Here is an 18,035-nt window from a genome sequence, read left to right as displayed (position 1 = left end):
TGACCGGGATCAACCCAGCCGTTCGATCAAGGCCATGGCCGCGGCGGGGGCCTTGGGCTTGAAACCGTTGATCATGTAGACGAACACCTCGCGTCCCCGCGCGGCCTTGGCCGGCGAGGCGGCCAGGCAGGGCAGGTCGGCCGGCGCCTTGCCGCCGGCCCATGTCCGGGCGCGTTCGGCCCAGGCATCGAGATCGGCCGGCGCGTAGCCCAGCTTGCGGTCTTCGCGCGCGCCCTGCAACCGGACGTAGACGAAGGGCGCCGTCACGTCGTGCAGGTGCGGCACGCCGTCCTTGTCGGCCACGATCGCCGCGACCTCGTGCCGGCGCAGCAGTTCGACGAAGGCCGGCACCGCGAAGCTCTCGTGCCGCACCTCCACCGCGTGGCGCAGCGGCCGGCCTTCGTATTCCGGAGGCAGCAGCGCCAGGAAGGCCGCGAAGTCCTCGGGGTCGAACTTCTTGGTGGGCGGGAACTGCCAGTTGATGGGGCCGAGCTTGTCCTTCAGTTCCACGAGGCCGCTGGCCAGGAACTTGTCGATGGAGGGGCCGGCCTCGGCCAGCACGCGACGGTTGGTGGCGAAGCGCGGACCCTTCAGCGCGAAGACGAAATGCTCGGGCGTCTCGTCGTGCCAGCGCGCGAAGCTGGCCGGCTTCTGCGTCCCATAGAACGTGCCGTTGATCTCGATGGAGGTCACGTGGCGGCTGGCGTATTCCAGCTCCCGGCTTTGCACGAGGCCCTCGGGATAGAAGTTGCCGCGCCAGGGTTCGAACACCCAGCCGCCTATGCCCACGCGTACGGAAGACACGCCTGTCGCCTTGCTCATGAGCCGCTTCTCCATCGCACCGGCCGACCCTACAATGCCGTTCCGGTTTTCGTTTCGCTTCGCCATGCCCCTGGACGCCGAACAACTTGCCGCTTTCCGCCGCCTGGCCGCCGGCCTCGATCGCATCGACGGCGAGGCCTATGCCGCCGCCGGCCGCGATCCGCTCGTTCCTATTCTAGGTCTGGGGCCTGCCGATGCGCCATTGTGCTTCTTCGGCCGCGACCCGGGCGCGGACGAAGTCCGGCACGGGCAGCCCTTCGTGGGCAGCTCCGGCCAGTTGCTGCGCGCCGAACTGCACCGCCACCTGGCGCCCGACGTGCCGTATTCGTTCGACGAAGGCCTGCGCGTCGGCGCGGGCTGCTTCTGGATCAGCACCGTGCCCTACAAGCCCTTGCACAACAAGGCGTGGTCGCCGGCGGTGCGGCAGCGTTTCCAGCCATTGATCCAGCATATCTTGTCGGCGCAGTGGCGCGGCGGCGATGTCGTCACCCTGGGCAACGAAGCCTTCGAATGGTTCAGCATCGGCCTGGCGGGCGAGGAACTGGCCGCTGTCCGCGAATTCTGGCGGCGCGAGGACAAGTACGAATCCAGCGTTGCCGTGCCCCTGCGCGCGCAAGGCCGCGAACGGGTCCTGCGCCTGCACCCCTTGCCGCATCCTTCGCCCGCCAATGCCCGCTGGCGGCCGCATTTCCCCCGGCTGCTGAAAGCCCGGCTGGATGCGCTGCTGCCGGCCTGATGGAGGTCTTGCCATGAACGGACCCGCGATTTCGATCACCTATTGCACACAATGCCTGTGGCTGCTGCGCGCGGCGTGGATGGCGCAGGAACTGCTGTCCACTTTCGGCACGGACCTGGGGCAGGTCGCGCTGGTGCCCGGCACGGGCGGGGTGTTCCAGATCCGCTACGACGATGAACTGATCTGGGACCGCAAGACCGATGGCGGCTTCCCGGATGCGAAGGTACTCAAGCAGCGCGTGCGCGACCGGCTGGACCCGGGGCGCGACCTCGGGCACGTCGACCGGTCCTAGCTAGCGCAGGCGTTTCGGGAAGCAGCGCCCGTATTCCTCGCAGCCCGGACAGCCTGGTGCCGGTTGCGGCGTTTCCCCGCGCGTGACCGCCAGGTCGTACGCCAGGAATTTCTTCCAGCGCATGTCGCCCGTGTTGCGCTCGGGCAGCCCCGGGAAGTAGCGGTGCAGCGCGCGCGTGACGTCGTCGCGCCCGGCCAGCCCCAGGTCGCGCCACAGGTGATCGGGCCGCAGACAGGCATGGGCGATGATCGTCGCCAGGCAGGCGACGTCGGCGGCGGGAAGCGCGGGGTTGCGCCAGGCCAGCATGTGGGTGCGCAGGTTGGCCGTGAACGTGGTGCAGGCTTCAGGGTGCGCCGGCAGCGGGGGAAGGGGCGCACCCGGAAACCAGCGGGCGTAGAGTTCCCGTAGTGTCTCCTGCGGCAGCCCCAGCAGGGGCAGTTCGCGCCGGACTTCGCGGGCGGCCAGCAGGCGGGCGAAGAGGCGTGCGTCGAATGCGTCCGGGTGCGCGGCGAAGGCGGCGAGCTGGGCGCCGCGGGCGGCGGGGTCAGCGTGCCCGGGCTGGGTGTTGGGCCGGTCGAGCAAGGCATTTGCTCCGATGGAAAGGGGCGGAAGTCGCGACGGCGTGCCGTGGCATTAACGGCTACGGGGTCTTGGCGAACAATGCTACTCCTGGAAAGCTTTGCTCAATGCGGTTCACGGTAGGGCAGCCTTTATTCAGGGGCCCCGAGGTGGGATGGGGCGGTCCTGCAGTCCCCTCAGCATTCATCACCCCCGCATGAGTTTCTCTTGGCAGTCGTGGATCGATGCTTTCATCAACTGCACCGTCTTTCGTCGGATCGGATACGCCGTCGCACGTTCAGAGAAGGTCGCCGCCTGCGCCAGCATCCGGTCAATGGTGACCTCGGCCGCCTTCGCCGCCACGCCACCCTCCGAGGCCAGGCGCAGCAGATGGCTTCGTTTCACGGCACGGCCTTCGCCGCAGACATCCATGTGGTGCTGGCCCATGGGGCCTTCGCTGAAGGTCAGGTCGAAGGCCGGGGCCAGCCGCCAACGCCGATCCCGCCCGAGGCGCCAGGCAAAGTTCTTCGGGTGGTCGTCGCGGTTGTGAAACAGCACGTTGAAGACGGCCCGCGCGTAAGCCTTCTCCACCTCGCGCTCGTCGCGGGTCAGCAGGCGTGTGGCGCGCAGGAGGGCGGTGTAGTCCGCGCTGCCGGGAAGGCGGAAGTCCACCTGCAGCAGACCCGCCAGGCTGTGCACCGGCACGCGCAAGCCTTGTTCGCGATCGAAGCGTGCCACGCCGAAGGCGGCTAGTTTGGACGATAGATCGAACCACGCACTGGCAGGCATCTCCAGCCCGCAGTCGCGAGCGAGTTCGGCATACATCTGCTCGATGACGCAGACCTCTTTGTGTTCGCCCAGGGCGGGGAATTTCACCAGCCAGGGTTCGCCTGAAGCGTCGCCGCGCGTGCTGACGTGGCCGGATCCTGTGTCGTATTGTACGAGCGCCTTGGGCCGTGCGCCTTGTGGGGAGCCCCCCGTCAACGCCAGCTCGCGCAAGGCGACTCCTGCTTCACCGGCCAGGGCGCGCTCGTTTTCCTTGGCTAAGGCCAGCAGGTTCCAGTCTGGCTCCTCGGCATCAAACTGTGCAGCCGGCACGAAGCGCAGGGCACCCATGGCGCGATCCCCGATGAAGGCCAGGCGATCCAGCGGGCCGGGATGGCGCAGGCCCTGCTGGCGGAACAGCCGGTCCATCAGCAGCAGGCCCCAGCCATCGGGCAGGCTGTCGGCGATCAGGCCTGGCAGGCGGAGCAGATGGGGGGGGAAGTCGCCGTAGGCGGTGGCACGCAGCTTGAGGTGCAGCGGTGACAGTTCCAGCCCTTGCGCCAGCGCCTCGGGCGCATATTCGAACAGGAGCGTGGTGCCATCGTCGGCGAGCAAGCCCAGTGGCAGGTCCTCGCCCCAGCCGCAGTAGTGGACGGCCAGGCGTTTCATGTGCTTTTCCGGCGGCTGGCTCGCTGCCGCTGGCTGGCTGCTTCGGCTTTTTCCATCTGGGCGATGGACTGGCGCTTGAGTATGAACAAATCCTCCAGCTCATTGACCAGTCCGAGCGCCTGCACCGTGCGAACCAAGGTCTCCAGCGAGGACTGGCCGCTACTTTCAAGCTTGCGCAGTGCGCCCAAGGAAAGACCCGCCATCTGCGCCAGCTCGCGCTGTGGCAACCCCTGGGCCAACCGCTGCGCACGCACGCGTTGGCCCAGCACCTGAAGTATTTCGCCAGACGGAGCTAGATTAAGTACCATTATTATGACTTTTATGTCATAAAAATATATACAAAAGCCATTTTAATGGTTTTTATAGGGCGTGGCCATCAGGAGGCGCGCTGTATCGCGATTGCCCACAGGGCAGTGGACTGAATCAGCCGCGCCCCATGTGCTCACTCGATATTCTGCGCCTGCTCCCGCATCTGCTCGATCAGCAGCTTCAGATCCATCGCCGCCCGCGTCACTTCCAGCCCGCCGGCCTTGGACCCCAGCGTATTGGCCTCGCGGTTCATTTCCTGGAACAGGAAGTCCAGCCGCTTGCCGGCGCTGCCCTTGTCGGCCTTCTTGCCCGCGCCGCCCTTGCCGATCAGTTGCCTGAGCTCGGCCAGGTGCGAATGCAGGCGCGACAGTTCCTCGGCCACGTCGATGCGCAGGCCGAACAGGGTGGCTTCATGGGCCAGGCGTTCGGACAGTTCCTCGCCGCGGATGTTCTGGAAGCCGCCGGGGAAGGCGGCCTCGACCGTGTCGCGCAGCTTGCGCGCGAGCCGTTCGCGGTATTCCTGGACGAGCTGGGGCATGCGCTGCTCGACCTCTCCCACGATGGCCGCGACCGAGTCGGCGCGGTCGGCGATCATGGCGGCCAGGCGTTCGCCTTCGCGGTCGCGCGCTTCCTGCATCTGGGTCAGGGCCTCGGCGGCGGCGCGCAGGGCGGCCTCGCGCCAGGTGTCTTCCGATTCCTCGGCCGCCTGCACGCCTGGCCAGGACAAGAGTTCGGACAGGCGCGGCGGCTGGACATCAGGGAGCACGGCCTGGACCTTGCGGAACAGCGTGGCGGCCTGTTCCAGGGCGGCGACGTTGATGGATTCGGGGTCGGTGCTGAGGCGGCGCTGGATGGAGGCGCGTACCTCGATCTTGCCGCGCGCCACGGCCTTGGTCAGCAGCTCGCGCAGCGGCGATTCCAGTGCGCGCAATTCGTCCGGCATGCGGAAATGGAGGTCGAGGAAGCGGCTGTTGACGCTGCGCAGTTCGATGGACACCGAACCGTGGTCGGTGTCGGCGCGCGCGGCGCCAAAGGCGGTCATGCTACGGATCATGGCGAAGGCCTGTCAGGATGTGGGCGAGGCCGACGAGCACGGCGACAGGGCCGGTGCGTTTGTCGGCATGAGCGAGCATGATAAATCGCACGACGGGATTCGTGGGGCCTTGCCCGTACAATGTCCGCATCCGGCCGCCGCGGCGCGGCCCATGCGTCCTGGGCGCCGGCGCGCCGGTCCGCCCGCCGATCTGGAGTTTTTCATGAGCATTGCCCCTTCCGCATTCGCCCGGCCGTCCGGCCGCGGCCTCGATTCGCTGCGCCCCGTGTCCCTGCAACGCGGCTACACCCGCTATGCCGAAGGGTCGGTGCTGGTGAGCTTCGGCGACACGCAGGTGATCTGTACCGCCAGCGTCGAGGACAAGGTGCCGCCGTTCCTGAAGGGCATGGGGCAGGGCTGGGTCACGGCCGAGTACGGCATGCTGCCGCGCGCCACCCATACGCGCGGCGGCCGCGAGGCGGCCAAGGGCAAGCAGACCGGCCGCACGCAGGAAATCCAGCGCCTGATCGGCCGCAGCCTGCGCGCGGTGTTCGACCTGGAAAAACTCGGCGAGCGCACGCTGCACCTGGATTGCGACGTGATCCAGGCCGACGGCGGCACGCGCACGGCCAGCATCACCGGGGCCTTCGTCGCGGCCAGCGACGCGATCGCGCTGCTGGTGGCGCGCGGCGCCCTGGCCGCCTCGCCCATTCGCGACCACGTGGCCGCGGTATCGGTGGGCATCCATCAAGGGCAGCCGGTGCTGGACCTGGACTATGCCGAGGATTCGCAGTGCGAGACCGACATGAACGTCGTGATGACGGGCAGCGGCGCCTATGTGGAGGTGCAGGGCACGGCCGAGGGCGTGCCGTTCTCGCGCCAGGAAATGGATGCGCTGCTGGGCCTGGCCGAGGCCGGCATCGCCGATCTCGTGCGCCTGCAGCGCGAGGCGCTGGCACAACCGTATCCGGGTCGCTGATGTCGGCGCGACCGGAGCGAACGACGATGGCAAGAAAACTGGTCCTGGCATCCAACAACGCGGGCAAGCTGCGCGAGTTCTCGTCGCTGCTGGCGCCGCGCGGCTTCGAGCTCGTGCCCCAGGGCAGCCTGGGCGTGCCCGAGGCGGAAGAACCCCACGTCACGTTCATCGAGAACGCGTTGGCCAAGGCGCGGCATGCCAGCCAACTGACCGGCCTGCCCGCGCTGGCCGACGATTCCGGGGTGTGCGTGACGGCGCTGGGCGGCGAACCCGGCGTCTATTCGGCGCGCTACGCGGCGCGCAGCGGCGGCGAGAAGTCCGATGCCGCCAACAACGCACTGGTGGTCGAGCGCCTGCGCGGCGCGGCCGACCGCCGGGCCTACTATTACGCCGCGCTGGTGCTGGTGCGTTCGGCCGACGACCCCCAGCCGCTGATCGGCGAGGGCCTCTGGCGGGGCGAGATCATCGAGCAGCCGCGCGGCGCCGGCGGCTTCGGCTACGATCCGCATTTCCTGCTGCCCGGCCTGGGCCGCACGGCGGCCGAGCTGTCGGCCGACGAGAAGAACCGCATCAGTCACCGCGCCCAGGCGCTGGCGGTGCTGATGGACAAGCTGGATACGTTCTGATGGCCCGCTCCATCGCGATCCGGCCGGCGGGGCAGGGGGCGCCCGCGGCGCGCGCGGCCATGCCGTTCGCGCCCGGTCCCAGCCTGCTGACCAGCCTGCCGCCGTTGTCGGTATACGTGCACGTGCCCTGGTGCGTGCGCAAGTGCCCATATTGCGATTTCAATTCGCATGCGGCACAGGGCGAGCTGCCGGAGGACCGCTACCTGCAGGCGCTGACCGCCGATCTCGACCAGAGCCTGCCGCAGGTATGGGGGCGCAAGGTGGTGTCGGTCTTCATCGGTGGCGGAACTCCGAGCCTGTTGTCGGCCGCCACGATGGACGCCATGCTGGCGCTGCTGCGCTCGCGCCTGCCGCTGCTGCCCGACGCCGAGATCACGATGGAGGCCAACCCCGGCACGGTCGAGGCCGCGCGCTTCGCCGACTTCGCGGCCAGCGGGGTCAACCGCATCTCGCTGGGCATACAGAGCTTCGACGACGACCGCCTGCGCGCGCTGGGCCGCATCCACGACGGCCGGGCCGCGCGCGAGGCCATCGCCATCGCCCAGCGCCACATCGAGCGGATCAACCTGGACCTGATGTTCGCGCTGCCGGGGCAGACCCTGGACGGCTGCCTGGACGATGTCGAGACTGCGCTGTCCTTCGGCACGGAACACCTGTCCCTGTATCACCTGACGCTGGAACCGAACACGGTCTTCGCCAAGTATCCGCCGGAACTGCCCGACGACGACACGGCCTTCGAGATGCAGGACCGCATCGAGGCGCGGCTGGCGGGGGCGGGATACGACCACTACGAGATATCGGCCTATGCCCGGCCCGGGGCCCGCTGCCGCCACAACCTGAACTATTGGGAATTCGGCGACTATCTCGGCATCGGCCCGGGCGCCCACGGCAAGTTGTCCTTCCACGACCGCATCCTGCGCGAGGCGCGCGTGCGCAATCCCCAGTCCTGGATGGATGCGCTGCTGGAGCCGGCGGCCGGCGCGACGCACCTGGCCGAATCGCGGCTGGTGGGGCCCGACGAACTGCCCTTCGAATTCATGCTGAACGCGCTGCGGCTGGCCGATGGCGTGCCGGCGGCCAGCTTCGCCGAACGCACCGGCCTGAATCTGGCCACCATCGCCCGGCCGCTTGCCCGCGCCGTGGAGCGGGGCCTGCTGGACGAGGATCCGACCCGCATCCGCGCGACGGCGCTGGGCCGGCGTTTCCTGAACGACCTGCAAAGCCTGTTTCTTTGAGCTGACGGAAAAACGGCCCATTGCCCGTAAACGTGCGCGCCGCGCCATCGCACAGCACTAATGCACTTTTTTGGTGCAAAATGGGTCTGATTTCCCGTAAGGCACCAATATGGGGAATCGTCGCGCCGGGTTTGCTTCATGGTGGTGCGTGGCCGGACATCTTCTTCCGCCCGCCAATGTGCGAGAATGCCGCGCCGTCCTGCGCAAGCGGGCCGGAAGGCGGTACGGGTCAGTGTTGGCACGGAAACTGCTTAACTTGATGCGCAACCGTCCAGCGCCCAGATCGCTTCCGGTCGCGCTGTGTGCATTATCGAGAACGCTTGAGCCTCCGGGAGCCGGAGGCGGTTACGAGACTATCAGGAGCCCTAATGGCAACGCCCAAAGACGTCCTCAAGATGATTGCGGACAACGAGGTCAAGTTCGTTGACTACCGTTTCACCGATACGCGTGGCAAGGAACAGCACGTGTCGGTGCCGTCCCACACCGTGGACGAAGACAAGTTCGAAACGGGCCACGCTTTCGACGGCTCCTCGATCGCCGGCTGGAAGGGCATCGAAGCCTCGGACATGCTGCTGATTCCCGAGCCCTCGACCGCCCGCATGGATCCGTTCCGCGAGGAATCGACCCTGATCATGACCTGCGACGTGGTCGAGCCTTCCGACATGAAGGGCTATGACCGCGATCCCCGCTCGCTGGCCAAGCGCGCCGAAGCCTACCTGAAGTCCTCGGGCCTGGGCGATACCGCCTACTTCGGTCCCGAGCCCGAATTCTTCGTGTTCGACGGCGTGACCTGGAACGTCGACATGTCCGGCTGCTTCGTCAAGATCAAGTCGGAAGAAGCCTCGTGGTCCACCGGCATCGAGTACGACGGCGGCAACCTGGCCCACCGTCCCTCGGTCAAGGGCGGCTACTTCCCCGTCCCGCCCACCGATTCCTTCCAGGACCTGCGTTCGGAAATGTGCCTGCTGCTGGAACAGCAGGGCGTGCCGGTCGAAGTGCACCACCACGAAGTGGCGGGCCCCGGCCAGCTGGAAATCGGCACCAAGTTCTCGACCCTGGTGCAGCGCGCCGACTGGAACCAGATCATGAAGTACACGATCTGGAACGTGGCCGCCGCCTACGGCAAGACCGCCACCTTCATGCCCAAGCCCGTCGTCGGCGACAACGGCTCCGGCATGCACGTCCACCAGTCCATCTGGAAGGACGGCCAGAACCTGTTCGCGGGCAACGGCTACGCCGGCCTGTCCGAATTCGCGCTGTACTACATCGGCGGCATCATCAAGCACGCCCGCGCGCTGAACGCCATCACCAACCCCGGCACGAACTCGTACAAGCGCCTGGTTCCGCACTTCGAAGCTCCGGTCAAGCTGGCCTATTCGGCCCGCAACCGCTCGGCCTCGATCCGCATCCCGTACGTGGCCAACCCGAAGGGCCGCCGCATCGAGACGCGCTTCCCGGATCCGCTGGCCAACCCGTACCTGGCGTTCTCGGCCCTGATGATGGCCGGCCTGGACGGCGTGATGAACAAGATCCACCCTGGCGATCCGGCCGACAAGAACCTGTACGACCTGCCGCCCGAGGAAGACGCGAAGATCCCGACCGTGTGCTCGTCGCTCGACCAGGCCCTGGAAGCGCTCGACAAGGATCGCGAGTTCCTGACGCGCGGCGGTGTGTTCAGCAACGCCATGATCGATGCCTACATCACCCTGAAGATGGACGAAGTCACGCGTTTCCGCGCCACGACCCACCCCGTCGAGTTCGACATGTACTACGGCCTCTGATCAGGACCTGATCAGTCGTCAGACAGGAAAACGGGGCGTTCGAACGCCCCGTTTTTATTGGCCATGACTCATTTGCTTCCAGATCCTTCCCCATATCCGGTCGACGCCTTCGCCGCGTTCGAGCTGCTGTCCAGCGCCATCCTCGTCATCGACGACGACGGCCTGATCCGCTACGCCAACGCGCCGGCCGAGGACTTGTTCGAGGTCTCGGTGCGGCAGCTGTACGCGGTCAAGGCCGGCGACCTGTTCCGCGACGGCGAGCAGTTGCGCCAGTCGCTGGAAGAGGCCCGCCAGCACCTGTTCGCCGACAAGCGGCAGATACTGGAGATCGACCGCCTGGGACGCGAGCCGACCCAGGTATCGGTAACCGTGGTCGCGCTGGACGGCCAGCCGTGGCCGGCGCTGATCGAGCTGCGCGAGATCGAGCAGCAGCTGAAGGTAGACCGCGAGGAGCGCCTGCTGGAACAGGCGCAGGCCAATCGCGAACTGCTGCGCAATCTCGCGCACGAGATCAAGAACCCCCTGGGCGGGCTGCGCGGCGCGGCGCAGCTGCTGGAAGCCGAGTTGTCCGATCCCGCCCTGATCGAATACACCCAGGTCATCATCCAGGAGGCCGACCGCCTCCAGACCCTGGTGGATCGCCTGCTGGTGCCGCATCGCGCGCCGCGCATCGTCGGCGACGTCAACATCCACGAGGTCTGCGAGCGCGTGCGGTCGCTGGTGCTGGCCGAATATCCGAACGGGCTGCGCATCGTGCGCGACTACGACGCGGCGATTCCCGAGTTCCGCGGCGACAAGGCGCAGTTGATCCAGGCCGTCCTGAACGTGGTGCGCAACGCCGCCGAGGCCCTGTCGCCGCGTATCGCGGCCGGCGATGCCGAGATCACGCTGCGCACCCGTGTGGCGCGCCAGGTCACCCTGGCCAAGCAGCGCTTCAAGCTGGCATTGGAATTGCATGTGATGGACAACGGCCCGGGGATTCCCCCTGAATTGCTGGACCGGATCTTCCACCCGCTGGTGTCCGGACGTGAGGGCGGCAGCGGACTGGGATTGACCCTGGCTCAGACTTTCGTGCAGCAGCACGAGGGTGTGATCGAATGCGACAGCCGGCCCGGCCTGACCGATTTCCGCCTGCTGTTGCCCTTACCTTGATCGAAGAATTGGATGGATTTTTTTTCCCGAGCGTACCTAGGAAGGCAGCGATGAAACCGATCTGGATCGTAGATGATGACCGTTCGATCCGCTGGGTGCTCGAAAAAGCCTTGGCCCGCGAGAACCTGCCCAGCCGCAGCTTCGGCACCGCGCGCGAGGCCCTGGACGCCCTGAACGACGACGTACCCCAGGTGCTGGTGACCGACATACGGATGCCCGGCGCCGGCGGCATCGAACTGTTGCAGGCGGTCAAGCGGCGCTTCCCGGCGCTGCCCGTGATCGTCATGACGGCGTATTCCGACCTGGAAAGCGCGGTGTCGGCCTTCCAGGGCGGCGCCTTCGAGTACCTGCCCAAGCCCTTCGACGTGGACACCGCGACCGAACTGATCCGGCGTGCCGTCGAGGAAAGCCTGCGCGAGGAGGCCTCGGCCGACGAGACCCTGGTCGGCACGCCCGAGATCCTGGGGCAGGCGCCGGCCATGCAGGAAGTGTTCCGCGCCATCGGCCGCCTGTCGCAGTCGCAGGTCACGGTCATGATCACCGGCGAATCGGGCAGCGGCAAGGAACTGGTGGCGCGCGCACTGCATCGGCACAGTGCCCGGGCCTCCGGCCCCTTCGTGGCGATCAACACCGCCGCGATTCCGCGCGACCTGCTGGAATCCGAGCTGTTCGGCCACGAGCGCGGCGCGTTCACCGGCGCGCAAAGCATGCGCCGCGGCCGCTTCGAGCAGGCCGACGGCGGCACGCTGTTCCTGGACGAGATCGGCGACATGCCCGCCGAGTTGCAGACGCGTCTGCTGCGGGTGCTGTCGGACGGCAGCTTCTATCGCGTGGGCGGACACAGCCCCGTGCATGCCAACGTGCGCGTCATCGCGGCCACGCACCAGCCGCTGGAAGAACGGGTCAAGCAGGGCCTGTTCCGCGAGGACCTGTTCCACCGGCTCAACGTGATCCGCCTGCGCCTGCCGCCGCTGCGCGAGCGGGCCGAGGACATCCCGCTGCTGGCCCGCCATTTCCTGGCGCGCAGCGCGCGCGACCTGGGCGTCGAGCCCAAGCGCTTCACGCCCGCCGCGCTGGCGGCGCTGTCGCGCTTTCCGTTTCCGGGCAACGTGCGGCAGCTCGAGAACGTCTGCCACTGGCTGACCGTGATGGCGCCGGCGCAGACGGTGGATGTGCAGGACCTGCCGCCCGAACTCCTGGAAAAGATGCCGGCCGAGGGCCATGGCACGCCGGCTCCGGGCGCGGTCGGCGCGACGATGCAGGCGCTGGCGACGGATCGCGGCGTGCTGGCGGCACCGAGCGCCGAGACGGCGCGCGCCGCCGGCGGCATGGCGGTGGCCGAGCGTCCGAATCCGTGGCTGGGCGGCCTGCAGAGCGACGTCGAGCAGCGCCTGCAGCGGGGCGAGCCCGACATCATGCAGACCCTGACGCGCCAGTTCGAAAGCATGCTGATCTCGACCGCGCTGCGCGCCACCCGGGGCCGGCGGATCGAGGCGGCTCTCAAGCTGGGCATCGGCCGCAACACCATCACGCGCAAGATCCAGGACCTGGGCCTGGACGACGACGATTGACGCCGGCGGCGCCGGGCGGCGGTCTTGCCGTCAGCCCAGCGCCGTGTCCAGCAGCATCATGATGACGAAGCCCACCATCAAGCCGCAGGTGGCGTAGACCTCGTGCCCCTTGCGGTGCGATTCGGGGATGATCTCGTGGCTGATCACGAACAGCATCGCCCCGGCCGCGAAGCCCAGCCCCCAGGGCAGCAGCATCGCGGAGTAGGAGATGACCGAGGCGCCGATGACGGCGGCGATCGGTTCGACCAGCCCCGTCAGCGCGCCCAGCACGAACGAGAAGCCCTTGCTGTAGCCGATGCCCAGCAGCGCGACGGCCACGACCAGCCCTTCGGGTACGTCCTGGATCGAGATGCCGGTGGTGAGCGCCGAGGCGCGCAGCGGATCGGTGCCGGCGAAGGCCACCCCTATGGCCAGTCCCTCGGGCAGGTTGTGCAGGGCGATGGCGAACACGAACATCCACGTGCGGCGCACGGCCAGCGGCGAATGCTTGCCTTCGACCCCCTTGATGAAGTGTTCGTGGGGCAGGTAGCGTTCCATCGCCAGCAGCAGGGCGGCGCCCAGCAGGATGGCCGCGCCCATCAGCAGGCCCGCGCCCCAGGGGCCGGCACCTTGCAGCCTCGCGGCTTCTATGCCCGGTACCACCAGCGAAAAGGCGCTGGCCGCCAGCATGACACCGGCGCCGAAGCCGAACAGGCTGTCCTGCACGCGATCGGACAGGCGCTGGGAGAACAGCACGGGCACGGCCCCCAGCGCGGTTGCGCCGGCGGCCATCATGCCGCCTATCAGGGCTTCCAGCACCACCGGATCGGTGGCCATCCGCACCCACAGCTGCCACCCGAGCACCGCCAGGCCCAGCAGCGCGATGGCGGCGCCCACGGTCCGGCGCAGCACCTGTCCAGGGGAGGCGGTTCGGTTGGCCGTCGTCATGGGGGCCTCAGCTTTGGGCCTGTCGGTAGCGCCGTTCGACTTCATCCCAGTTCACCACGTTGCAGAAAGCGGCAATGTATTCGGGACGCCGGTTCTGGTAGCGCAAGTAGTATGCATGCTCCCATACGTCCAGACCCAGTATCGGCGTGTTACCAGCCATGAGCGGGCAGTCCTGGTTGCCCGTGCTTTCCACGGCCAGCTTGGTCTGGTGGTGCCTGGTGTAGTGGATCTCCATCGTCTGCCCGTATTGGTAATGATAATCATTTATATTTTAGAATAAAAAGGCCGACTGAAGGAAGAGGCGGGACTTCGTCGCATCAACGCCGAGACGTGAGCCGGCGCAGGACGTCCAGAAGCTTCACCGCGGGCTGGGGCAAGAGCCCGTGGCTTCGCCGGTAGACCTGTAATTGGCGGCGCTTGACCACGCCGGCCACCGGTAGCCGGTCTATCCAGCCTGCCTGCCGTTCCGGCTCGTACAGCGGTTCAGCCAGCCACCCGAGGAAGCCGCCGTGCGAGATCAGGCTCTTGTTCGTGATGTTCGAGCGGGTATTGACGATCACCCCCGGCATGGGCAATCCGGCCTTGGCGAATTCCTTGGACAAGTCCTCGTAGGGGGCGGTCCCTTCGGGCGATAGCACCCACTTGTAGTCCAGGGTGTCCGCCAGGGTGATGACGCTGTTGGCGCGCAAGGGGTGGGACGGCGCGGCGACGATGTAGCTCGCGTCTTCCCAATGGCAATCCGGGATCGCGCAGATGTCGGGACTGGCGGGCATGGAAGCGCCGACGGTAAGGTCGACCTCCCGGTTGACGAGCGCATCGACGAGCACATCGGCGATTCCTTCGACGATATGCACCTGCAGCTTGGGCCATTGTTCCAGTACCTGGGCGATGGCTTGGGGGAGGATTTGTCCGACCGCGCTGGCGATCGCTCCAACGCGGATCGTACCGCGTGCCAGGCCGCGCAGTTCGTCGATTTCTTCGGTAGCGGCCTCGGCTTCTTTCTGGATCAACGCCGCGCGGGGCAGCAGGGTCTCGCCCGCGGCGGTCAGCTTCATGCCGGTCAGGTAGCGCTCGAACAGCGGCATGCCGATCTGCTCTTCCAGCTTGCGTATGGTCCGGCTCAGGGCAGGCTGGGTGATGTTGAGTTTCTGGGCTGCGCGCCCCAGGGTGCCGTACTGGGCAACCGCAAGAAAGGCATCGAGAGGGCGGATGTGGATGGTCATGCCGAAACTTAATGGCGCCCACCGGAAAAAGCAATATTCAGTGCCGCTCTGCCTTACGCATACTGCGCGCATCGTAAACGAGGAGCCAGGAGCGCAAGCAGTGAGGAGCATCATCGTTACAGGAGCGGCCAGAGGCATAGGGCTGGCGTTCGCACGGCGTTTCGCGGCCGACGGGTTCGACGTCGCCATTCTCGACAGCACGGGCGCCGAGCAGGCCGCGGCATCGATGGCACGCGAGGGACTGAGCGCGACCGGCTATTCCGGCGACGTGACGGAGGAGGCGGATTGGAGGCGCATCGTCGAAGACCTGTCCGCGAAAGGAAATGCGCTCTACGGACTGGTCAACAACGCGGCGATGTTCGCGAGCCTGCCCATGCAGCCGTTCACGCAGATTTCCAAGGAAGACTGGATGCAGGTCATGGCAGTCAACACCGCCGGTCCGTTCCTGGGCATCAAGGCGTGTTCGCCAGCCATGCGGGAGGGCGGCGGTGGGCGTGTGGTGAACATCGCGTCCACCTCGCCTTTGAAAGGGGTGACCGGGATGCCTCACTACGTGGCCAGCAAGGGCGCGGTGATCGCGCTCACGCGCAGCCTGGCCAGGGAACTGGGGCCGGCGGGGATCACGGTCAATGCGATCGCCCCGGGATTCACTCTGTCGGACGGCATCCTGACGAACAAGGAGCACGTCGATCAGTTCCGCGACGTGGGCAAGAGTGCGCGGGCGTTGAAGCGGGACCAGATGCCGGAAGACCTGGTCGGCGCGGCCTCGTTCCTGCTGGGACCCGATGCGGCATTCATGACGGGCCAGACGCTCGTCGTCGACGGCGGAGCCATCTTCGTCTGATCACAAGAACCACCAGAAACCAGGAGTCGAGACAATGAAAAAGACAATCACGGCCGCCGCGGCGGCATTCATGTTGGCGAACACGCCGGCCTTTGGCCAGGCGCCGAAATATCCCGCCAAGCCGGTCCGCATCGTGTCGGCGTTTTCCACCGGATCGGGAGCCGACGCGATGTTGCGCATCGTGGCCGATCGCCTGTCCAAGTCGTGGGGCCAGGCCGTCGTCGTCGAGAACAAGCCCGGGGGCACGGGTTTCATCGCGGCCGCCGACGTCATGCGTTCGCCTGCCGACGGCTATACGCTCTTCCATGCGGATGGCCTGAACTTCACCGCGGTGCCGCATCTCTACAAGAAGATGCCCTACGACGCCCAGAAGGATTTCGTGCCGGTGATCCCCCTGCATCACAGCAACTTCTTCATCGCCGTGTCGTCGCAATCGAAATGGAACAGCGCCGGCGATCTGTTGGCCGCCGCGAAGGCGGCTCCCGGCAGGGTGACGTACGGTTCGTGGCAGATCGGAAGCGTGGCGCATCTGGCCGGCGCGGCACTGGAGACCGCTTCGGGCACCCATATGACGCATGTCCCGTTCAAGGACGTGGGCCAATTGTATGCCTCCGTTGCCAACGGTGACGTCGACTGGGCATTCGGGACGCCGGGCAGCGCAGGTCCGTTGCAGCAGGCGGGCAAGCTCAAGTTCATCGGCTGGGCTGGCACGGAGCGTCTTGCCGCCTATCCGGACGTGCCGCTGGTCGGCGAAAGCGGCGGGCCGGCAGGTTTCCAGGTGTCGGGATGGGTGGGGCTGTTCGCGCCTGCGGGCACGCCCAGGGCGCTGGTCGATCAGGTCAACAGGGATGTGGCCGCCATCTACAGCCAGGCGGACGTGCCGCCGAAGATGATCCAGTTCGGCTACATGCCGCTGCTGATCAAGCCTCAGGAAGTCTCGGCGCTGATCCGCAAGGAGTCCGAGGCCTACGCGAAGATCGTGAAGGAAAACAACCTGACGCTGGATCAGTAGGCGCGGCCGCGTGTCTGGACCGACCGTCGGGAAATCTTTGAGGATGGAATCTTGGAACTGGGAAATACCGATACATACCGGCAGCCGGAACTGCTGATCGGGGGCGATCCCCGAGGGCTCGATGGCCGGGAAGCCATGCCGGTCGTGAACCCCGCGACAGGCGGTGCGCTGGGCCTGCTTCCGCTGGCAAGCCGGCAGGATTTGGACGATGCGCTTGAAGCCGCGCAAAGGAGCTTCATGGCATGGCGGCGGGTGGCGCCGGTCGATCGGGGGAGGATCTTGCGCCGGGCCGCCGACCTGATGCGCGGCAGCCTCGAGCCGATAGCCCGGCTGATCACCCTGGAGGTGGGCAAGCCCATTGCCGAGTCTCGCCAGGAAGCGGCGCTGGCCGCGGAGACGCTCGACTGGTTCGCGGAAGAGGGGCGCCGCGCGTATGGACGGATCTTGCCATCGGGGCTGGGCAAGACCCAGTTCATGGTGGTCAAGGAGCCGGTCGGGCCTGTCGCGGCATTCGCACCCTGGAATTTTCCGACGGTCAACGCGGCCCGCAAGATAGGGTCGGCGCTGGCGGCCGGGTGCCCCTGCATCCTGAAGCCTGCGGAAGAGGCGCCCGCGGCGGCGCTGGAAGTGGCCAGGGCACTGCTGGAGGCCGGCCTGCCGCGCGGGGTCTTGTCCGTCGTGTTCGGCGTGCCGGCGGCGGTTTCCGAGCATTTTCTCGCGTCGCCGGTCATACGGAAGGTGTCCTTCACCGGATCCATTCCCGTCGGGCAGCATCTGATGAAACTCGCCGCGGCCTCCGGGAAGCGCACCACCATGGAGCTGGGCGGGCATGCGCCGGTGCTCGTGTTCGGCGATGCCGACGTCGAACAGGCACTGGACCTGGCCGTCGCCTCGAAGTATCGCAATGCCGGCCAGGTGTGCGTGAGTCCCACGCGCTTCTATATCCATGAAAGCATCCATGAGCGCTTCGTCAGCGGCTTCCGGCAGCGGGTGCGGGCCATTCCGGTGGGCGACGGGCTGGCCGAAGGCACCCGCATGGGCCCGCTGGCGCACGACCGGCGCCGGGCTCCCCTGGAAGGCCTGATCGAAAACGCGCTGGACGGCGGCGGCCGCCTCGTCAGCGGCGGCAAGGCCATCGAGGCGGACGGCTATTTCTTCGAGCCGACGGTGCTGGCCGACGTGCCGGAGTCAGCCCGAGTGATGAACGAAGAACCGTTCGGCCCTCTGGCGCTGTTGAACTCCTTCACGTCCACGGACGAGGTGATCGCGCGGGCCAACCGGCTGCCGTTCGGCCTGGCGGCCTATGCGTTCACTCGCTCGACGGACGTGGTCAGGCGGGTATCCCAGGAGGTCGAGGCCGGCATGCTGGCCATCAATTCCTTCATGATCTCGGTTCCCGATGCACCGTTCCTGGGAGTCAAGGAAAGCGGCCATGGCGCCGAGAATGGCATCGAGGGGCTCGAGGCCTGCCTGGTGACGAAGCTGGTTTCGCTGGCCTGAT

18 protein-coding genes and 1 pseudogene are annotated in these 18,035 nt (G+C 67.0%); 11 read left to right on the top strand and 8 right to left on the bottom strand.

The window, feature by feature from the left end; genetic code table 11:
* Positions 1-9: 9 nt before the first annotated feature.
* A complete protein-coding gene (locus EV675_RS20470) occupies positions 10-822 on the bottom strand; it encodes a DUF72 domain-containing protein (protein ID WP_242621511.1) in 813 nt (270 codons plus the stop codon).
* On the opposite strand from EV675_RS20470, the gene EV675_RS20465 reads away from it, so the two are divergent.
* Together EV675_RS20465 and EV675_RS20460 are read left to right on the top strand one after the other, a co-directional pair.
* Complete coding sequence (locus EV675_RS20465) at positions 821-1,558, top strand: uracil-DNA glycosylase family protein (protein ID WP_242621510.1); 738 nt, start codon at positions 821-823, stop codon at positions 1,556-1,558. The genes EV675_RS20470 and EV675_RS20465 overlap by 2 nt on opposite strands.
* A 13-nt stretch (positions 1,559-1,571) precedes the next feature.
* Positions 1,572-1,850, top strand: a complete 279-nt coding sequence (locus tag EV675_RS20460) for an Rdx family protein (protein ID WP_130359303.1) — start codon at positions 1,572-1,574, stop codon at positions 1,848-1,850.
* Here EV675_RS20460 and EV675_RS20455 read toward each other — a convergent pair whose 3' ends face one another.
* The 4 genes from EV675_RS20455 to EV675_RS20440 form a co-directional block, all read right to left on the bottom strand.
* Positions 1,851-2,432, bottom strand: coding sequence for a nitrogen fixation protein NifQ (locus EV675_RS20455; RefSeq protein WP_130359301.1), 582 nt, complete (start codon positions 2,430-2,432; stop codon positions 1,851-1,853).
* A 183-nt stretch (positions 2,433-2,615) separates the two neighbouring features.
* Positions 2,616-3,842, bottom strand: a complete 1,227-nt coding sequence (locus tag EV675_RS20450; protein ID WP_130359299.1) for a type II toxin-antitoxin system HipA family toxin — start codon at positions 3,840-3,842, stop codon at positions 2,616-2,618.
* The gene (locus EV675_RS20445) at positions 3,839-4,111 is read right to left on the bottom strand and encodes a helix-turn-helix domain-containing protein (RefSeq protein ID WP_278044771.1); all 273 of its coding nucleotides are present in this window, start codon (positions 4,109-4,111) and stop codon (positions 3,839-3,841) included. The genes EV675_RS20450 and EV675_RS20445 overlap by 4 nt, the downstream gene beginning before the upstream one ends.
* A gap of 173 nt (positions 4,112-4,284) precedes the next feature.
* A complete protein-coding gene (locus EV675_RS20440) occupies positions 4,285-5,205 on the bottom strand; it encodes a YicC/YloC family endoribonuclease (protein WP_130359296.1) in 921 nt (306 codons plus the stop codon).
* A gap of 202 nt (positions 5,206-5,407) precedes the next feature.
* Between EV675_RS20440 and rph the strand changes: the two genes are divergently transcribed.
* From rph to ntrC, 6 genes are all read left to right on the top strand, one after another.
* Positions 5,408-6,163 (top strand): ribonuclease PH, encoded by a 756-nt coding sequence (gene rph, locus EV675_RS20435; protein ID WP_130359294.1) that lies wholly within the window; start codon positions 5,408-5,410, stop codon positions 6,161-6,163.
* A gap of 26 nt (positions 6,164-6,189) precedes the next feature.
* On the top strand, positions 6,190-6,789 hold the full coding sequence (gene rdgB / locus EV675_RS20430) for an RdgB/HAM1 family non-canonical purine NTP pyrophosphatase (protein ID WP_130359291.1): 600 nt from the start codon (positions 6,190-6,192) through the stop codon (positions 6,787-6,789).
* Complete coding sequence (hemW, locus tag EV675_RS20425) at positions 6,789-8,024, top strand: radical SAM family heme chaperone HemW (RefSeq protein WP_130359289.1); 1,236 nt, start codon at positions 6,789-6,791, stop codon at positions 8,022-8,024. Before rdgB ends, hemW begins: the two co-directional genes overlap by 1 nt.
* A 368-nt stretch (positions 8,025-8,392) precedes the next feature.
* Positions 8,393-9,805, top strand: coding sequence for a type I glutamate--ammonia ligase (gene glnA / locus EV675_RS20420; protein WP_130359287.1), 1,413 nt, complete (start codon positions 8,393-8,395; stop codon positions 9,803-9,805).
* Between the two features lie 63 nt (positions 9,806-9,868).
* Positions 9,869-10,957, top strand: coding sequence for a nitrogen regulation protein NR(II) (gene glnL, locus EV675_RS20415; protein ID WP_130359285.1), 1,089 nt, complete (start codon positions 9,869-9,871; stop codon positions 10,955-10,957).
* Positions 10,958-11,007: 50 nt separating this feature from the next.
* The gene (gene ntrC / locus EV675_RS20410; RefSeq protein WP_130359283.1) at positions 11,008-12,528 is read left to right on the top strand and encodes a nitrogen regulation protein NR(I); all 1,521 of its coding nucleotides are present in this window, start codon (positions 11,008-11,010) and stop codon (positions 12,526-12,528) included.
* A 30-nt stretch (positions 12,529-12,558) separates the two neighbouring features.
* Here the strand turns inward: ntrC and EV675_RS20405 are convergent, their stop codons facing one another.
* The 3 genes and pseudogenes from EV675_RS20405 to EV675_RS20395 form a co-directional block, all read right to left on the bottom strand.
* Complete coding sequence (locus tag EV675_RS20405; protein WP_130359281.1) at positions 12,559-13,455, bottom strand: ZIP family metal transporter; 897 nt, start codon at positions 13,453-13,455, stop codon at positions 12,559-12,561.
* A gap of 7 nt (positions 13,456-13,462) precedes the next feature.
* Positions 13,463-13,657, bottom strand: a pseudogene (locus EV675_RS20400) (superoxide dismutase); the annotation flags it as partial.
* Between the two features lie 115 nt (positions 13,658-13,772).
* Complete coding sequence (locus EV675_RS20395) at positions 13,773-14,678, bottom strand: LysR family transcriptional regulator (RefSeq protein WP_130359279.1); 906 nt, start codon at positions 14,676-14,678, stop codon at positions 13,773-13,775.
* 100 nt (positions 14,679-14,778) lie between these two features.
* On the opposite strand from EV675_RS20395, the gene EV675_RS20390 reads away from it, so the two are divergent.
* The 3 genes from EV675_RS20390 to EV675_RS20380 are packed head-to-tail and all read left to right on the top strand — an operon-like array spanning position 14,779 to position 18,034.
* On the top strand, positions 14,779-15,522 hold the full coding sequence (locus tag EV675_RS20390; protein ID WP_242621509.1) for an SDR family NAD(P)-dependent oxidoreductase: 744 nt from the start codon (positions 14,779-14,781) through the stop codon (positions 15,520-15,522).
* A gap of 34 nt (positions 15,523-15,556) precedes the next feature.
* A complete protein-coding gene (locus EV675_RS20385; RefSeq protein ID WP_130359275.1) occupies positions 15,557-16,534 on the top strand; it encodes a Bug family tripartite tricarboxylate transporter substrate binding protein in 978 nt (325 codons plus the stop codon).
* Positions 16,535-16,585: 51 nt separating this feature from the next.
* Positions 16,586-18,034, top strand: coding sequence for an NAD-dependent succinate-semialdehyde dehydrogenase (locus EV675_RS20380; RefSeq protein ID WP_242621508.1), 1,449 nt, complete (start codon positions 16,586-16,588; stop codon positions 18,032-18,034).
* The last annotated feature ends 1 nt before the right edge of the window (position 18,035 follow it).

Origin of the sequence: Pigmentiphaga kullae, from assembly GCF_004216695.1 — a bacterium.
Lineage (GTDB): Bacteria > Pseudomonadota > Gammaproteobacteria > Burkholderiales > Burkholderiaceae_B > Pigmentiphaga > Pigmentiphaga kullae.
The sequence above is the reverse complement of the archived record's forward strand: the minus strand, read 5'-3'. Positions and strand labels throughout refer to the sequence as shown.

Bases quoted from the DNA above. Each gene is read 5' to 3' on its own strand.
- EV675_RS20465 (WP_242621510.1), top strand. From the start codon at position 821: ATGAGCCGCTTCTCCATCGCACCGGCCGACCCTACAATGCCGTTCCGG.
- EV675_RS20470 (WP_242621511.1), bottom strand. From the start codon at position 822: ATGAGCAAGGCGACAGGCGTGTCTTCCGTACGCGTGGGCATAGGCGGC.
- EV675_RS20460 (WP_130359303.1), top strand. From the start codon at position 1,572: ATGAACGGACCCGCGATTTCGATCACCTATTGCACACAATGCCTGTGG.
- EV675_RS20450 (WP_130359299.1), bottom strand. From the start codon at position 3,842: ATGAAACGCCTGGCCGTCCACTACTGCGGCTGGGGCGAGGACCTGCCA.
- EV675_RS20440 (WP_130359296.1), bottom strand. From the start codon at position 5,205: ATGATCCGTAGCATGACCGCCTTTGGCGCCGCGCGCGCCGACACCGAC.
- rph (WP_130359294.1), top strand. From the start codon at position 5,408: ATGAGCATTGCCCCTTCCGCATTCGCCCGGCCGTCCGGCCGCGGCCTC.
- rdgB (WP_130359291.1), top strand. From the start codon at position 6,190: ATGGCAAGAAAACTGGTCCTGGCATCCAACAACGCGGGCAAGCTGCGC.
- hemW (WP_130359289.1), top strand. From the start codon at position 6,789: ATGGCCCGCTCCATCGCGATCCGGCCGGCGGGGCAGGGGGCGCCCGCG.
- glnA (WP_130359287.1), top strand. From the start codon at position 8,393: ATGGCAACGCCCAAAGACGTCCTCAAGATGATTGCGGACAACGAGGTC.
- glnL (WP_130359285.1), top strand. From the start codon at position 9,869: ATGACTCATTTGCTTCCAGATCCTTCCCCATATCCGGTCGACGCCTTC.
- ntrC (WP_130359283.1), top strand. From the start codon at position 11,008: ATGAAACCGATCTGGATCGTAGATGATGACCGTTCGATCCGCTGGGTG.
- EV675_RS20405 (WP_130359281.1), bottom strand. From the start codon at position 13,455: ATGACGACGGCCAACCGAACCGCCTCCCCTGGACAGGTGCTGCGCCGG.
- EV675_RS20395 (WP_130359279.1), bottom strand. From the start codon at position 14,678: ATGACCATCCACATCCGCCCTCTCGATGCCTTTCTTGCGGTTGCCCAG.
- EV675_RS20385 (WP_130359275.1), top strand. From the start codon at position 15,557: ATGAAAAAGACAATCACGGCCGCCGCGGCGGCATTCATGTTGGCGAAC.